The following is a 16,521-nucleotide window of genomic DNA, read 5'->3' as shown; positions in this document are numbered from 1 at the left end:
TCGTGCTCTCCCCCTTTTCGTATTCTCTTAATTGATGAAAGCATTTCACTACACAAATTATACGATAAGTCTGAACAATTATCCTTCTTGCAAAAGAAAAAAAGCCTCCCGTAATCCGGGAGACTTAAACATTTGATACAACAGATAAGTGGATGAGACTACAGGACAGTGCGAGCACCGAGGTAGCGCGGGCCCCAGTAGCCGTCAAACGTATCGATCTTGACGCCGTGCGACGTGGTCGCCGAGATGAACTGGTTCTGGCCGAGGTAGATGCCGACGTGCGTCGCCCCGCTGTCATACGTGTTGAAGAAGACGAGGTCGCCCGGTTGCGGGTCCGACGTGGCGCTGCCTTGGTTATAGATATCAGCTGCCGTACGGGACAGGCTGATGTTTTGCTGTGCGTAGATAAAACCGACAAAACCGGAGCAATCAAAGCCGTTTGCATCGCGGCCCGCCCAACGGTACGGCGTTCCGAGATACGTTTTAGCCGATTCGATCAGTTGCGAGCCGACAGCCGAGGCAGCCGGACGTTTCGCATTCGCTTCCGCTTTGATCATCGGGCCGGTGGTCAGACCCACTTTGCCGTTCGCTTCAAGGCCGTGCGCCTTTTGGAACGCTTTGACCGCGTCTGCCGTCACTTCACCGAAGTAGCCGGTGTTGGTCGGGTAGGTGAAGTACCCAAGCAGACGCAGGTCAGCCTGCAAAGCGGTCACATCCGCGTTTTGCGAACCGATGGTCAACACGCTGCTCTCCCCGTAGAAGGCATAAGCCGATTGGGTCGACAACAAAGAACCGAACAGAACGGCAGCCAGTGCCACCGCGCGAAAAGACTTTTTCAACAAAATCTTCCTCCCTATGCCTCCGAGGTTAGTTGACGGGTTCGGGCGAGAGCACCCTTCCGCACACAGCGGTTTCACCCCAAAAAATAGACGTTCATCCCCCGTACTGGCATCTCTGCCAGATTCGGCCAATATTCGCGATATGCAGAAGTCTAGCATATCAATTGTCAGAAATCAACGGATCATAGACTCAAATCTTCCAAATATTCGACTGGAATTTCAAAATTTCAGTGACTTTTGGAAGCGTCTGTAAAAAAAGCCCGACTTCACTGTGAAGTCGGGCCTGATTTCCGGTTATTTTGTCGCTTCATATAAGAGGCGACCCACTTCCGACATGACGCGTTTCGCTTCGGCGCGGTCACGAATCTCTTTGCTCAGCACCGAGACGGCAAACGTATGTCCCGGGAAATAGAGCAGTCCTACGTCGTGTTCCGTGCCGGTCACCCAGCCGGTTTTGTGCGCCATCTCAAAGGCGGGCATCGCGCCGACGGGAGCGTTGGTGTCGACCGGGAGTTTCGCCGGGATGCCGTCGTTAAACTTTTGCGCTTTCAAGATCTTGACCATCTCGTTACAGGCGTGCCACGAGACGATCTTGCCTTGCCCGATCATCGTCATCAGGCGGGTCATGTCGGCGGCGGTGATCAGGTTGTAGTGTTCGATCTGAGCCGGGATGATGCAGAGCTTGTTGTGGAACGACGTGCCCGGCAGATCCCACCCGGCCAACGCCGCTTGGATCGTCGTCCGGCCCAGTCGGTCGATCAGGAGGTTGGTGGCGGTGTTGTCGCTTTCGATGATCATCAGCGTGGTCAGATCATGGATCGACAGTTCCAGACCCGGCGACAGATGTTGCAGGTTGCCGGAGCCGACCACCATGTCTTCCGCTTCCACGCGGATGCGCTCCGAGAGGCGCAGACGGCCTTGAAACGCCTGTTCGTAGACGGCGGCCATGATCGGCACTTTGATGATCGACGCGGCATAAAACGTTTCGTCCGCCCGATAGTCAAACGAAGTATGGGACTCAAAATGATAGATCGACGCGGCGAACGTCCCGTCCGCATCGGCAAGCAGTTGATTCAGCGCAGGTTGCAACGTGTTCAACAAAGCGGTGCACATCCTCTCTAGGTCAAACTCTCTAACTCTCTAACTCTCTTGCTACATTCTACGACATCTGGACAAAGATTCCTTTCTTATTTAAAATAAGAAGTGGAGGTGTTAAGAATGAATGTAAGCAATGTCCAAACGTCCGTTAACCTCTGGGCGATGCAACAAGCGATGGCGATGCAACAAGTGCAAGCCCTCGCCCCCGTCACGCAAGGCATCGTCAACAACCTGGCTGCCCTGCAGTCGGGCGTCGGCGTGAACCTCGACGTGCGCATGTAAAGAAAAGGCCGCTGGCGATCCAGCGGCCTTTTTTTATCGATTCTTTTTCGTTTGCATTTGATCTGGATAGATCGGGTAGTAATCTTCTTCAAAGTATTCTTTCTCAAACGCGTCCGTTCCGTTGGTCGTCGTGTCGGCCTTCGTTGCTTCGACGACTTGCTTGCTGGCGACCAACTGGTTGTTCGCGTCAAACGCATCGACGCGATAGGTATACGGCGTAAACGCGGTCAGGCCGCTGTCGATGTGTCCCGAACAAATGCCTTCGCAGATCTTCAAGTCGTTGCGGAAGATCATCCGCTTCGCCACGCCGGTGGCCGACGTCGAGATCGACATGGTCGTCGAGGACGGAGAGGTGACGTACAGAGACAGTGCGTACGGCGAGCCGACCTGCACGGCCGTGGTCGAGTAGGTGCGGGTGCCGTCGCCTGCCTCGCCGTAGGAGTTGCTGCCGAATGCATAATACTTGCCATCCGCGGTGATCGCGCCGCTGTGTTCGCCGCCCGCGGCGATGCCGATGACGTTTTTCGGCGAGTTGATAGTTATGCCGAAATAGTCGTCTTTTCGGGTGCCGTCGCCGAGTTGACCTTTGAAGTTATACCCCCACGAGACAATCATGCCGTTTGATTGAAGTCCGAGAATGTGGCCTCGACCACTGTCAATGGACTTTGCCCCTCCTATGTGGGTTTCGACCGGGAGCGAGCTGTACGTTCCAAAATAATCCGGACTAATGCCGAGTTGACCGCTGGCGTTGTAGCCCCACGTCCAGACCGATCCGTCGCTGAGCATAGCGGCCGAGTGCAACGGGCCGGTCACGATGGCGACGGCGTCATGAATATACGGGACTTGCACCGGGGTTACAGACTCGTTGGTGGTGCCGTTGCCGAGCTGACCGTATTCGTTGCGTCCGACCGTCCAGACGGTGCCGTCGTTTTTTAGAAACACGGTGTGACCGTATCCGGTCTTCACGTCTTTGACGCCGGAAATCAGCGGCGATTTGACCGGAGCGAGGCGATTGGTCTTGTCCCCTGTCCCCAACTGCCCGTTGGTATTCAATCCCCACGTCCAAACGCTGCCGTCTGCCGTCACGGCTGCTCCGTGATAGCTCTCTGAGTCAAAGTTGGTGACGTTTGTCAGATTTTTCACCTGCACCGGCTTGAGTTGTTCGGTCGTGTTGCCGTACCCGAGCTCCCCGTAGCTGTTTGCCCCCCACGCCCACAGCGTGCCGTCTTCTTTAAGTGCCAGCGAGGAGCGATATCCAGCGGCCGCCTTGGTAACGCCGGTAAGCACCGTCTTTGGCGTAAGCAGGTTGGTTCGGGTGCCGTCACCGAGTTGCCCGTTGCTGTTCAGGCCATACGACTTCAGCGTGCCGTCTTCGAGCAACATCAACGAATGATAGTCGCCGTTTGACAGCATTTTACGGGAGGACGTTTTGGCCCGCAGATCTTTGCGTGCGAGCAGGTTGCCTTCCGCATCATAGACGTCGACGCTGTAATAGTAGATTGAGCCTTCCAGTCCGGTGTCGGCATAGCTCGTATTCGGACCCTCGTAAATCACTTCCGAATCGCGGCGAACCTTGTAATGGACAGCCGGATGAGACAGTATATTTTCATACTCGTGTAGATCGTACGTCAGATTGATCTGCGTTGTGCTGACCGTTTGTGCTGTCACCGTCAATTCCGGTAACGGGTTCCATTTCGTAGGGGCAGTTGCCGTGATGTACGACCACGGGTCTGTGGTCGGCGAGCAAAGTCCCAGTCCGACCTCCCCCATCGTGCCCTCTCCCCATACATAGACGGAACCATCGGCCGCCAAAGCCATCCCGACAGATCCAGAGGCTGCCACTTCCGTGATACCGCTCAGGGATTTGATCTGTAGCGGAACGGTGCTTCCCGGCAGCACGTCCAGATCCACACCTTGTCCAAGTCCGTACGATCCATTGCTGCCTAGCGCCCAAACGGACCCGTCTGTCTTCAACAGAAGAGTAAAAGATTCCCCGGTTGCAGCCGTTGCCACGTCAGTCAGAGGAAGTTGCACAGGTTCAGGAGCGATGTACGACGTGTCGCCGAGTTGTCCATAATCATTGTTGCCCCAGCCCCAAACGGTGCCGTCCTGCAGCACGGCCAAGGCGTGGCGGTGGCCAGTGTGAATCGATTTGACGTTGGTGAGTCCTTGCACCTGATGGGGATACATGTAAGATCCAGGGTACACCTCAACATCGGTCGTGCCCTGTTGACCAAAGTCGTTTGATCCGAATGCCCATACCGTCCCGTCCTTTTTCAGCACCAACGAAAAATCATCTCCAGCAGCAATCGATGCAGCATCGGTGATTGGTACTTGGAAGGGAAGGAGTCGCGGGCTATACGATTCGATATCGCCCAACTCTCTCGAATGATTGTCCCCCCATGCCCAGACCGTACCGTCCGCTTTCAAGGCGAGTCCGTGGTCCTTGCCCGCCGCCACATCCACCACATTGGTCAGACTGGGGATCGCCGCCCATTTGTCGGTATACCCACGGCTCAGCACCGCACCGTTGCCCGTCTGTGATGAAACGTTGTAGCCGATCGACCAGACCGTGCCATCTGTTTTTAGGACATAGCTAAATCCCCCTCCGCCTCCGCTTGCGATCTTCTTCACATCATTTTGTAAATTCAATTCCTGTGGAGTCTTGGCATATTGGTTAGCGCTATAATAGTCATAAAAGCCCGTGCTGAGCGAACCGCCGCTACCCCACGCTTTGTTGTCGATCGTCACAAAGGTCGCCCCGCCACCAGCGTAAATGTGCTTCTCTCCGGCCGCTTCCGCATTGGGCGCGAGAACTCCCCCCATCACCAACGCGGTCGCCAACAGTCCGGTGATGACTTTCTTGCTCGTTTTCATCGCTCTTCCTCCTCATATAAAAAACAAAAATTTCCATATGCCTTATCATACATGGATCTTAAACACTCATCAATATGTCTTTATCCCTAGTTTTACTGCAATAAATAAAAAGACCCCGCATCTGCGAGGTCTTTCGTTACGTATTTAATGCCCTTGTCGCCCGTACTCGACGACGATGTCGTTCACCAGCGTCACGCCAGTCCTGCATGTAGTCTTGCAGGTATGCGATTGCACTTGATCCATCGCGGGCTGCCACTATCCTGAAGCAAAAGAGGCCCGATTATTGACCTGGTGCCTTACTGCAATGGATAGAAATCTTCCTCAAAGTACTCTTGCTCAAATCCTTCCAGACCAGAGCTCGCAGTTGCAGCCTTCGTCGCTTCGACGACTTGCTTGCTGGCGACCAACTGGTTGTTCGCGTCAAACGCATCGACGCGGTAGGTGTACGGCGTGAACGCGGTCAGGCCGCTGTCGGTGTGTCCCGAGCAGATGCCTTCGCAGATCTTCAAGTCATTGCGGAAGATCATCCGCTTCGCCACGCCAGTCGCCGATGTCGAGATCGACATGGTCGTCGAGGACGGAGAGGTGACGTACAGCGACAGGGCGTACGGCGAGCCGACCTGCACGGCTGTGGTCGAGTACGTGCGAGTGCCGTCGCCTGCCTCGCCGTAGGAGTTGCTGCCGAACGCAAACGCCTTACCGTCCGCCTGGATCACGCCGCTGTGCTCGCCGCCTGCCGATACCTTGACGGCGGTTTGACCGGTCAGTTCCACCGGAGTGGCGGTGTCGGTGCGGCTACCGTTCCCCAATTGCCCTTTGAAATTGTACCCCCATGTCCAGACCGAGCCATCGCTTGCGGTCGAGATCATATGACCGCGGCCGGCATCCATCGAGAGGTGAAACTTCCACGCACTTGTCTTGACCGGAACGGAGCTGTTGAGGAGATTGCCATTTCCCAGTTGTCCGCTCACATTGTAGCCCCACGTATAAATGTCTCCGTCGCGAGTCAGCGCGGCCGAGTGAAGCGGTCCTGCCGAGATCGCAACGATATTGGCGAGATGTGCTACTTGCACCGGCACGGCGCTGTCGACAGCGGTTCGGTTGCCGAGTTGGCCGAAGTCATTGCGGCCAACCGACCAGACGGTGCCGTCGTTTTTCAAAAACAGCGTGTGTCCCGAACCGGTTTTCACGTCCTTGACGCCGGTGAGCGTTGTGACTTTGATCGGAGCCAGACGGTTGGTCTTGTCTCCCGTCGCCAATTGCCCGTTGCTGTTCGAGCCCCACGTCCAGACACTGCCATCCGCTGTGACAGCCGCGCCATGATGATCCTCCAGATCGAAAGCCGTGACGTTCAACACGTTTTTCACTTGCACGGGCTTGAGTTGCTCCGTCGTATTTCCATAGCCGAGTTGTCCGTAGTTGTTGGCTCCAAACGCCCACAGCGTGCCATCCGACTTGCTTGCAAGCGTCGAGCGATACCCGGCGGCCGTATTCGTAACGCCGCTCATGACCTGCACTGGGTACAGTCGATTGGTGCGAGTACCGTCGCCGAGTTGCCCGTTGCTGTTCAACCCGAAGGCGTGCAACGTGCCGTCCTCTTTCAGCCACATGCTGTGGTAGTCGCCGTCGCTGCGCTTCGCCAGTGAAACAGAGGGCACCCAAAGTCGTTTTTGCGCGACCCAGTTGTTGTTCGCATCGTACGCAGTGATCTCAAACACCGACTCGTTGCCCGGCAAGTTGCTGAAGTTACAGGTCGTCTCCGCCCCGTCACAAGTCGGTCCCCCGTCCCCGGAGCGCACCACGACGTACCGGGCGGCAGGTTGGAGGGTCGGGTCGACCGCGTCCTGCAAGCGATAGTTCAGCGTGATCTCGGACGGGCCGGTTTTTTCCCACTCCGCGCTCAACATCAGCGGATTTTTCATGCGCTTCGGGGTGGAATCATTCACTCCCTCGACATAACCGATACCCAATCCTCCGTAGATGTCGCCCCAACTGTAGATGCTGTTATCTGCCGTCTTCGCCAGCGCTGAGTTGTCGCCCGCCGCGATTTCCGTGATTTGAGACAACGACAGCACCTGCACCGGTGAAGGATTATAAAAGGTGTTTGTAGTCCCCATGCCTTGTCCTAGCACACCGTACTGGTCGCTTCCCCAGGCCCATACAGTTCCGTCCTGTTTGAGAGCCATCGAAAACTCATTGCCCGCGCTTACCTCTGTCACCCCTTGCAACGAAATCGGCTCCGGTTCGAGGATAAACGGCCCTTGTTCCGGATCATACTCCTTCACCGCACCGGTCCACGTATCCCCCCAGCCCCAGACGGTACCGTCTGCCAACACGGCCAACGCGTGTCTGTCGCCGGCATCGACGGCCGCGACGTTGGTTAGATTGTGGACTTGCACGGGGGTGCGGGAAGAGTCTGTTTGAGTACCCACACCCAGTTGTCCGCCGCTGTTCATCCCCCAACCCCAAACGGTCCCATCCGTTTTCAAAGCGAGCGAGTATCGATCTCCCGCACTGATCGACTTCACACCGGTCACCCCCTCCACGCGCGTCGGGATCGCTGTCGTAAGCGTGTCGACTGGCAGACCGACCTGTTCTACATCATTTTGTCCCCACGCCCATACCGTGCCGTCCGCTTTCAGGGCGAGCGCGTGATCCGAACCGGCCGCAATATCGACGACACCGGTCAGTCCGTAGACAGGCTTCCAGTCAGAATATGCGACATTTTTTAGCAACTCCGATCCGTTGTAGGCATCGTCTTTCCCTTGCTTGCCCATCGCCCAAACAGTTCCGTCAGTCTTCAACACCAGTGTCAACAGTCCACTCCGACTGATCTTGCGCACATCGTCTGACAGTTTTAACTCAGTCGGGACATACGCATAGCCAGTCGTAGAGTAGGAATACCCCAAAGCTCCTCCATCGCCGCTGCCAAACGCTTTGGTGCCCATTGTGACAAAGGTCAGTTGACCGCCTGCATAGATGTGCGTTTCTTCTGCGTATGCGGCAGACATCGACCAGGCCCCCCATGCCATCGTAGTCATCAAGGTGCCGATCATCACTTTTTGAATAGGTCTCAACGCACAAACCTCCTTTTAATTGGATGACATTTGTAAAATTCACAAATATCTCCACAAACGCTATCATACACGTGTTAAGTCTAGCTATCAATATGATATTATATCTATTTTAAGAACATAAAAAAGCCTCGTGCGCTCAACTTTACACACGAGACTTTTCCAGTTATTCACTTGATTAATACCCTTGTCGCCCGTACTCGACGACGATGTCATTCACCAGCGTCACGCCCTGCGCCAAGGCGGCCCCGCCGCCAAATGCGGCGCAGACGCCGACCGTCTCGAGGATCTCCTGTTCGGTCGCGCCTTTGTCCAACGCTTCTTTGCCGTGGTACATGATGCAATACTCATCCTGCAGGCAGATCGCGATGCTGAGCGCCATCAAGTGCTTTCCCTTTTCGCCGATCACCCCGCCTTGGAAGCAGGCGGCGGTGAACTCCAGATACTTGTTGCCAAGCTCCGGCATCTTTTGCACGAACTGACCGATGCCTTCTTTATAAGCGAGGATCGAGTCTTGCACGTAGTCTTGCGGGTATTGCGATTGTAAATGATCCATCACGAGGTGCCCCTTTCCCAAGCCATTTCTTCACTAGCCTGAGCGAAAGGGGCACCGATTATTTATCCGGTTGCCTTACTGCAACGGGTAGAAATCTTCTTGGAAGTACTCTTGTTCAAATCCTTCCAGACCGTTAGACGCTTGCGTCGCTTCTACCTGCGTTTTGCTGGCGAGCAATTTGCCGACGGCGTCATACGCTTCCACGGTGTAGGTATACGGCGTAAAGGCGGTCAAGCCGCTATCCACAAAATTCGCGCAAGTGCCTTGACAGATCACGACTCCGTTACGCTTCACAACCCGCTTGGCAACGGGGGTCAGCGTCGAAGTGGAGATCGTCAGGGAGGATGTCGTACTGTCCGACACATAGAGTGAAAGTCCGAGCAAGTCGCCTGTTATGACCGGAGTGGTCGAATAGGTGCGGGTACCGTCGCCCAATTCGCCATAAGAATTGCTTCCGAACATATAGACACTCCCGTCTTCTTGGATGACGGCACTCCGCTCGCCGCCTGCCGAGATGTCGGCAACGGTCAGACCGGGCACTTTTGCGGGGTACGCACTGTCGGTTCGGGTGCCGTTGCCGAGTTGCCCTTTGAAATTGTAGCCCCATGTCCAGACGGAGCCGTCGCTGGCTGTCGAGATCATATGACCGCGCCCGCTGTCCATTGCAACGTTGAACGCCCCGGTCTTGGCTTTGACCGGCACGGAACTGTGCTCGAACGTTCCATCCCCGAGTTGACCGCTCGCATTGTACCCCCACGTGTAGATCGAACCGTCACGAGTCAACGCCGCCGAGTGCAAAGGCCCTGCGGAGATCGCGACGACGTTGGAGAGATAGGGGACTTCGACCGGTGTAGTGCTGTCGGTTGTCGTGCGGTTGCCGAGTTGACCGTAGTCATTGCGACCGACTGCGTAGACTTTGCCGTCACCGGCTACGAACAGAGTGTGACCGAATCCGGTGGAAGTTAATGTCGAACCGAAGAGCACACTATCCCAACCGATAAACGGTTCAGGGACTGATCGGTTGGCCTTATCACCGTTACCAAGTTGACCATATGTGTTTAAACCCCAACTGTAAAGCACAACCTCTTCCTCACCTAACTGACCTTCTAACACACCTGCCATCGCGTGATGACTTCCCATATCGATCAAAGGAGCGCCTCCTACCCGACTCACCTGAACAGGTAGGGTCTGATCAATTGTATTCCCTATGCCAAGTTCCCCATTGCTGTTTCCGCCAAACGCCCAGATCGTGCCGTCTGACTTGCTTACGAGTGTCGAGCGACTGCCTGCAGTCACATTGGTAACTCCGAATAGGGTCGATACTGGCGACAACCGCATATCGAAAGTGCCGTCCCCTAACTGGCCGTTGCTGTTCAAACCATAGCCGTACAGCGTGCCGTTCGCTTGTCGCCACATGCTGTGATAATCGCCGACCGCTACCATGGAACGAGATGCCCCATTGGTGATCCTGATCTGCCGCGACCCGATTAATGTTCCGTCCTGCAGGTCATATGCGCTGACTTCAAACACCCCTACTCTCGCGTTCGACGGGATGCTGACTGTGCAAGTAGTTTCTGAACCGTTGCAAACGCTCTCCTCCACACCGGCTCGCTTTACCACAAAACGTGCGGGCGGGTTGAGCGCAGGATTTTGGTAGTCATATAGGCTGTATTGCACCATGTACTCGGAACTGTTTTGGGACGCGGATTTATACCCGACCCTTAACTTCAAAGGTTCCTTCATGCGCACCGGCGCTGTCACATACGGATCACTGACAGGTCCGATCCCAAGCTGCCCCATGTTTTCTCCCCAGCCATAGACGCTGTTGTCGGCCCGTTTCGCCAGTGCAAACCGATCGCCAGCCGCGATCTCTGTGACTTGTGAAAGTTGCGGGATCTGCAGAGGTGTCGGATTATGCAGATTGTTCGCTGTCGGACCGCCCTGGCCCAGTTCGCCGTACAGATTGCTGCCAAACGCCCACACCGTGCCGTCCTGCTTGAGCGCCAGTGAGAAAGTTTCGCCTGCACTTACCGCCGTTACCTGATCCAACTGGTTTTTTTGCGGTTGCGTCCGGTACGGCTCATAAGCCGCGTTCCTGTCATTCACCTGGCCGGACATCGTATAGCCCCAACCCCAGACAGTGCCGTCTTGTAGAACAGCTAGTGCGTGATGACTCCCAGCATCGATAGACGCGACGTTGAACAAACCGTAGACTTGCTGCGGCGTGTATGTCGATTCGAACGTTGTACCGACCCCAAGTTCACCCCTTTGATTGCTACCAAAACTCCAGACTGTGCCGTCCGTTTTCAATGCCAGAGAATACCCGTCACCGGCGCTCACCGACTTGACATTGGTCAGACCAGGAACCTGCACGGGAATCGCAGTCGTGACGGTGTCGACCGGAACGCCAAGCTGTCCTGTCAAGTTGTATCCCCATGCATAGACAGTGCCGTCCGCTTTCACAGCGAGGGAGTGATCTGTGCCTGTGGCGATCTCGACGATGTTCGTAAGACCATACACAGGCGTCCAATCGGTGTGGATCACCTCGTTGTCTCCGAACGCTCCGCGATAGACCTCATCTCTTCCTTGCCGTCCAATCGCCCAGACGTTTCCGTCATCATCCAACACTACAGTCTGCCCCGCGCCAGCGCTGATCTTTCGTACAGCCGGATTTACCACTCGATCAGACAGATTCAGTTCGGTCGGCACCACCATCAAGCCCTCCGGTGGATTAGGATAGCCCATCGCACCCGGCACCCCGCTGCCAAACGCACGATTGTCGGTTACGACAAACGAATTTCCAGCACCCGCGAAGATGTGCTTGTCCCCTGCTGCGTGCACCGTCTGCCCGGTCATTCCGTACGGTGACGACATCGACCAGCCACTGCCCCACGCCATTGTAGCGATCAAACTGCCGACGAGAACTTTCGTTACACGTCTCACCGATTGCCACCTCCTTTTCTTTTCGAAACTGGGAAATATTCAACCTATACCGAACTCACTTTATCAGAACAAAAAACTTATCACAATGTTACTTCATTCACTTTTTAGTCACAAAACAAAAAAAAACATCGCGCGACTTATCCATACTAGGTTATTTCTTCTAAAATTCACCCCACCCTCCACGACGGCTCCAACAAAATCAACGTCGAGCGCATCTCCTCCACGTCGCGCTCGATCTGCGCCTGTTTGCGCAGGGCGCTCTCCCGTTTGGCGACATAGTCGTCGTGAGCGGCTGCGTGGGTCCAGAACGAGGTGACGAGGTGGCGTTGCGACTCCCCCTCCGTCAGCCGTTCGCGGCTGACCAGCCCGCCGAGTTGCCCTGACGTGGCCAGCATGGCTGGATTCCAGATCTCGCGCTGCACGGCATAAAAACTCGGCTCCCTGCCTGCCCCGATCCGGCAGTCGGCGACGCGGAGCACGCGCCCGCTCGACAGCGCCTCCTGTATCGTCCGTTCGCTGCCGGGGATCTCGATCACGCTCTCAAACAGCGAGACCGCAATCGACGAGTACGTGCGTCCCTGCTCGCTCCGCTCCACGATGCGGTCGTGCTCCTCCGCCATGAAACGGCGGTACTCGTCCGCATCCCGCCACAAGGCGAGGATGCAGGCTTGGTGCGGGTCGCGCAGGTTCCAGCCGCCGACCTGCCCGCCAAATCCAGCCACCGACGCCAGCGCTGACCATTCGCTTTGCGCCTTGGCAAATGCGGTGCGCTCCTCCTCCGGCACCGCGCAGGTTATCCATTTCACGATCATCTTCGAGCCCTCCCAACTGTCAATCCGCCGTTTACACTTGTAAATAAACATTCGACATCATCAGATGAATTCCCTTTCGCCATTTACATCGAAACAGGAACATCCTGCCAGTTGTCACAAGCTCTGCATGACCTGAAAAATACCGCTCACCCTAACAGAAACTGCCTCAGAAAGGAGCCGCATCGCCATGAACCCCTTGCCCCTGTTCTCGCCGGCGCGCGCCTTGAAGTGGATCAAGGCGCACCGCGAGATCGTCTGCCTCAACCTTTTGCTGCTGATCAAAGTCACCTGCCTCTCGCTCGGATTTGGCAGCGGGTACGCCTCGCCGTTCATGCTCGTCGCCACGCTGGCTTCCCTGTTTCTGCTCTCCTCCTGTCTCCTGCTGTTGCCAAGACAGAGGCGGATGCTCGGTCTGGTCTGCTTTGACCTGCTCTTGACCACGGCGTTGCTGGCCGATTCGCTGTTTTTTAACTACTTCGAACATGTCATCCCGCTGGTCGTCGTCCGCCAGGCCGGACAGATCGGCGGCGTGGCGGACAGCGTCCTCGCCCTGTTTACGAAAAAAGAGTTCCTGCTCTACGCCGATTTTCTCCTGCTGGTCCCGCTGGCCCTGCGACGCAGACGCCGTCACCGGTCGGAACCGGTCGCCGACTCTCACCTCCCGTGGACCGCTCGGTTCCGACAAGCGACCGCGGTGTTCGTCGGCAGTGCCTGCGTCCTCGCCGCTCAGTACGGCGCGGTGGCAGAGACGGGCGGCTCCTCCGCCTTTCGCGATCTGTACGGCAACGACACCGTCCTGCGCCGGCTCGGGCTGATCAATTATCACGTCGCCGACCTCTACCACATGCTGGAGAGCAAGCCCGCGATCCTGACGTCCAACGACGTCGCCGTGCTGAAAACGTATATGAAAGTCAAACGCAACAGCAATGCCCCCTACCTGCACGGCGCGGCCCAAGGACAAAATCTGATCCTGATCCAACTCGAAGCGTTCCAAAGCTACCTCCTAAACACCAAGATCGGCGACCAAGAGATCACGCCCCATCTCAATCAACTGGTCAAAGAAAGCCTCTACTTTGACGACTATCACCCGCAGGTCGGCGACGGCAACACGTCCGACGCAGAATTCATGACGTTAAATTCGCTGTTCCCGCAGGCGGCCGGGATCACCTACAACGACAAACATCAAAACGCCCTCCGGTCGCTCCCGAAACTGTTGCGCGACAAGGGCTATCAAACGGCGGCGTTTCACAACTATATCCCGACCTATTTCCAGCGCAACCAGATGTACCCGAACGAAGGATTTGACCGGTTTTACAACGCCTCCACGTTTCGGGTCGACGAGTCGATCGGCATGGGACTCTCCGACGGCTCGATGTACCGCCAGTCCCTGCCCTTGCTCCGGGAAATGAAGCAACCGTTCTTTTCCTTCTTTGTTTCCTTGACCGGCCACTGGCCCTACACCCTCCCGGACGACAAAAAGGAACTGACGATCCCGGAGTCGTCCTCCAGCAAGATTCTGCGCAAATACGTCCATGTCCAGCACTATGCCGACCGCGCCCTCGGAGAATTTCTGACCGGTCTCAAACGGGACGGGCTGCTGGATCGCTCGTTGCTCGTCATCTACGGCGACCACCACGCAAAAGGGCCGGATGAAGCGGAGATGGCCCGCTTGAAAGGGATCACCAAGCCCTTCGATGACCAACTGCGCCTGGAGATGCGCAAAGTTCCGCTGTTGATCCATTTTCCCAAAGGCGAACACGCAGGCGTCTCGCACATTACCGCCGGACAGATGGACCTCCTGCCCACCGTCGCCAACCTGCTCGGGATCGAACGGGAGCGGATGTTTTATTTCGGCCAAGACCTGCTGAACGCAAAAACCGGCCACGCCGCGTTTCGCAACCACACCGAGCCGGGAACGTTCTTCACCGAGGACCTCTTTTACCACGCCGGCAAAGACGGCCTCTTTGCCCACGGCACCTGCCGACAACGCCGTACCGGAGCCGAACTGCCGCTCGACCGGTGCGCGCCGGTCTATAAAAAAGCCAAGTGGGACTGGCAGATGAGCGACCTGATCCTGGAGCAAAACTCACTTCCCCGATTGCTCGGAAAATAAAACGGAGCCGTGATGAGACGGCTCCTTTCTATGTTGACCAAAGCCCGTAGCCAAACGAACCTCTGCGCCGCCGATGCACTCCCTTTTGAGAGCCGTCTCCCTTATCTTCAACGAGATCGACAAACGCTCCACCCGCTCATCCATACTCAAACACCTCTGATCGACTGTTTCCCTCTTCTTTACCGAGAAAGGAAGACATCGGCCAAGCGTTCTGCCACCGCTTCCGGTTGCAATCGACTGACGGTCGACGCCTCTCCGCCGATCACCGACAGAATCACCGGGTAGTTCCGCCCTTTGATCGACGCAAACGGCGACAGTTGCGCGGCGAGCGTCCACTCCCCATTGCCCGTTTCCCATGCTTGCAAGTCCGCGACCGCCTGCTCCAATTCGAGGAATCCGTAATAATGCCCGTTCGTGCTCCCGCTGAACGCAAAGCCGGGTGCCCGCCATGCCTGCAGGGTGTCGGCCCACATGTAACCGGGGACGTGCAGGTCATACTGCCAGCCGTCTGCCGTCTCGACAGCGACCAAGTGCATCTTTTCCAGATCGTCGCGATGACGCGCTTGCGGATGCAGCCACATGTCGTCTGCCAGCGGTGCATTGAAAGTCGGTATGTGCAACGCTTTGCCGAGGTCGGCCTCCGCGAGATGACGCGGGATGCGGTACATCACAAAGCGGTCGTGATACACGGTACGCTCGATCTCACCCGCTACCACCCGTTCGACGGAGCGTGCCAGCGCATCCAGACCTTCCTTGACAGCCGGCTCTGCCTCGATCCCCCGTTCGATCAGGTCAATCACGAGCTTGAAACTCTGCTCATAGATCTCGCGAGCATCTGTCTGATCCGCACGGAGCCGATTGTAAAACAGGGTCAACCCTTGAAACAAAATCTGTGCCGGACGCTCCCCCCACGCCCAGAAATCGCCCATCTCCGCCGCTTGCACGAGGATGTCGCGATGCTGGAGCGCATACTCCGCATGGACGAGCGAGAACACGGAGAGGATGCCGTCGACATCAAAGTGATTGTTGATCGCGAGGTCCCATTCCCCGGCCGGACGATGCGCGACAAAATTCAAACAGATCTCCGTCGACGTATTCGCCTGATAGCGCTCCGGCGTGCGGTTCGGCACCCAATGGCTCAGTTCCAGATCGATCTCCTCACGAAACGTCTTGTCGGCCGAACCGTCCGCAAAAATGGTGCGGCGACTCACCGGCCGCTCCTGCTGACTGCCAAGTACGAAAAATTGCGAAATCATCACAGACACTCCCTTTGCCGAATCGTTTGATGACTTCATTATATTTCCAACGGAAAGAACTTTCAATACATATTTGTATAAAAAGTTCTGTAACCAATTCCGTTCTCATCCGTCCTCTTCCTAGAACCTACCAAAAAGGAGACTCCCTCATGATCGTCTACGAAAACGACAAATACCAAGTCCACATCACCGACACCGGCTCGCTGTACCTGCACCAGCCGCAGCCGGAATACACCGCCATCCTTGCCTTGCACGAGGGGCAGGTGGTCATCGCCCACCAAACGCGGGAAGCGGTCGGCGGGCTCACCTACGAAATCCCCGGCGGCGGGCTGCACCCCGGCGAAGATCCGGCAGACGGCGCACGGCGCGAACTGCGCGAAGAGACCGGCCTGGTCTGCGGCGACCTGATCCCGCTCGGCAGTTGCTACAATTACGCCTGCATGATGAACCGCCGCACCCACTTTTTCTTCACCGACCAGATCCTCTCCGTCGAGAGCCAAGACCTCGACGAGGACGAAGACGTCCGCGTCCTCCGCTTCCCCGTCGCGGAACTTTTCACCCGCATCGCCGACGGTCGCATCGCCGAACCGGAACTGTCACACGGCTTGCTGCTCGCCCGATTAAAAGGATTGATCTAAATGAATAAACCGCTCCTGTTCTCGGGCACTCTC

11 protein-coding genes and 1 riboswitch are annotated in these 16,521 nt (G+C 56.4%); of the genes, 3 read left to right on the top strand and 8 right to left on the bottom strand.

Annotated elements, in window-relative coordinates; genetic code table 11:
• Window positions 1-158 precede the first annotated feature (158 nt).
• On the bottom strand, window positions 159-839 hold the full coding sequence (locus OS242_RS21325; protein WP_323372934.1) for a C40 family peptidase: 681 nt from the start codon (window positions 837-839) through the stop codon (window positions 159-161).
• 2 nt (window positions 840-841) lie between these two features.
• A riboswitch (cyclic di-AMP (ydaO/yuaA leader) is annotated at window positions 842-979 on the bottom strand.
• Window positions 980-1,133: 154 nt separating this feature from the next.
• Complete coding sequence (locus tag OS242_RS10800; RefSeq protein ID WP_267151695.1) at window positions 1,134-1,940, bottom strand: serine hydrolase; 807 nt, start codon at window positions 1,938-1,940, stop codon at window positions 1,134-1,136.
• Between the two features lie 117 nt (window positions 1,941-2,057).
• Here OS242_RS10800 and OS242_RS10795 point away from each other — a divergent pair, with 117 nt between their 5' ends.
• Window positions 2,058-2,219, top strand: coding sequence for a hypothetical protein (locus tag OS242_RS10795; RefSeq protein WP_267151694.1), 162 nt, complete (start codon window positions 2,058-2,060; stop codon window positions 2,217-2,219).
• Between the two features lie 33 nt (window positions 2,220-2,252).
• On the opposite strand, the gene OS242_RS10790 is transcribed toward OS242_RS10795, so the two are convergent.
• From OS242_RS10790 to OS242_RS10770, 5 genes are all read right to left on the bottom strand, one after another.
• Complete coding sequence (locus OS242_RS10790) at window positions 2,253-5,096, bottom strand: RCC1 domain-containing protein (protein ID WP_267151693.1); 2,844 nt, start codon at window positions 5,094-5,096, stop codon at window positions 2,253-2,255.
• A gap of 296 nt (window positions 5,097-5,392) precedes the next feature.
• Window positions 5,393-8,173 (bottom strand): RCC1 domain-containing protein, encoded by a 2,781-nt coding sequence (locus tag OS242_RS10785; protein ID WP_267151692.1) that lies wholly within the window; start codon window positions 8,171-8,173, stop codon window positions 5,393-5,395.
• Between the two features lie 175 nt (window positions 8,174-8,348).
• Window positions 8,349-8,726 carry a carboxymuconolactone decarboxylase family protein gene (locus OS242_RS10780; RefSeq protein WP_267151691.1) on the bottom strand — a complete coding sequence of 126 codons (378 nt, stop codon included), beginning with the start codon at window positions 8,724-8,726 and terminating at the stop codon, window positions 8,349-8,351.
• Window positions 8,727-8,801: 75 nt separating this feature from the next.
• Complete coding sequence (locus OS242_RS10775; RefSeq protein ID WP_267151690.1) at window positions 8,802-11,669, bottom strand: RCC1 domain-containing protein; 2,868 nt, start codon at window positions 11,667-11,669, stop codon at window positions 8,802-8,804.
• A 167-nt stretch (window positions 11,670-11,836) separates the two neighbouring features.
• On the bottom strand, window positions 11,837-12,481 hold the full coding sequence (locus OS242_RS10770) for a YdbC family protein (RefSeq protein ID WP_267151689.1): 645 nt from the start codon (window positions 12,479-12,481) through the stop codon (window positions 11,837-11,839).
• Between the two features lie 187 nt (window positions 12,482-12,668).
• On the opposite strand from OS242_RS10770, the gene OS242_RS10765 reads away from it, so the two are divergent.
• The gene (locus OS242_RS10765; RefSeq protein ID WP_267151688.1) at window positions 12,669-14,594 is read left to right on the top strand and encodes an LTA synthase family protein; all 1,926 of its coding nucleotides are present in this window, start codon (window positions 12,669-12,671) and stop codon (window positions 14,592-14,594) included.
• 179 nt (window positions 14,595-14,773) lie between these two features.
• On the opposite strand, the gene OS242_RS10760 is transcribed toward OS242_RS10765, so the two are convergent.
• Window positions 14,774-15,850 carry a DUF6687 family protein gene (locus OS242_RS10760; RefSeq protein ID WP_267151687.1) on the bottom strand — a complete coding sequence of 359 codons (1,077 nt, stop codon included), beginning with the start codon at window positions 15,848-15,850 and terminating at the stop codon, window positions 14,774-14,776.
• Window positions 15,851-15,999: 149 nt separating this feature from the next.
• Here OS242_RS10760 and OS242_RS10755 point away from each other — a divergent pair, with 149 nt between their 5' ends.
• Window positions 16,000-16,488, top strand: a complete 489-nt coding sequence (locus OS242_RS10755) for an NUDIX hydrolase (RefSeq protein ID WP_267151686.1) — start codon at window positions 16,000-16,002, stop codon at window positions 16,486-16,488.
• Window positions 16,489-16,521 lie beyond the last annotated feature (33 nt).

Origin of the sequence: Tumebacillus lacus, assembly GCF_026410385.1 — a bacterium.
GTDB lineage: Bacteria > Bacillota > Bacilli > Tumebacillales > Tumebacillaceae > Tumebacillus > Tumebacillus lacus.
The sequence above is the reverse complement of the archived record's forward strand: the minus strand, read 5'-3'. Positions and strand labels throughout refer to the sequence as shown.

Excerpts from the sequence above, each read along its gene's own strand:
- OS242_RS10770 (WP_267151689.1), bottom strand. The coding sequence starts at position 12,481 with ATGATCGTGAAATGGATAACCTGCGCGGTGCCGGAGGAGGAGCGCACC.
- OS242_RS10765 (WP_267151688.1), top strand. The coding sequence starts at position 12,669 with ATGAACCCCTTGCCCCTGTTCTCGCCGGCGCGCGCCTTGAAGTGGATC.
- OS242_RS10780 (WP_267151691.1), bottom strand. The coding sequence starts at position 8,726 with ATGGATCATTTACAATCGCAATACCCGCAAGACTACGTGCAAGACTCG.
- OS242_RS10795 (WP_267151694.1), top strand. The coding sequence starts at position 2,058 with ATGAATGTAAGCAATGTCCAAACGTCCGTTAACCTCTGGGCGATGCAA.
- OS242_RS10755 (WP_267151686.1), top strand. The coding sequence starts at position 16,000 with ATGATCGTCTACGAAAACGACAAATACCAAGTCCACATCACCGACACC.
- OS242_RS10760 (WP_267151687.1), bottom strand. The coding sequence starts at position 15,850 with ATGATTTCGCAATTTTTCGTACTTGGCAGTCAGCAGGAGCGGCCGGTG.
- OS242_RS10790 (WP_267151693.1), bottom strand. The coding sequence starts at position 5,096 with ATGAAAACGAGCAAGAAAGTCATCACCGGACTGTTGGCGACCGCGTTG.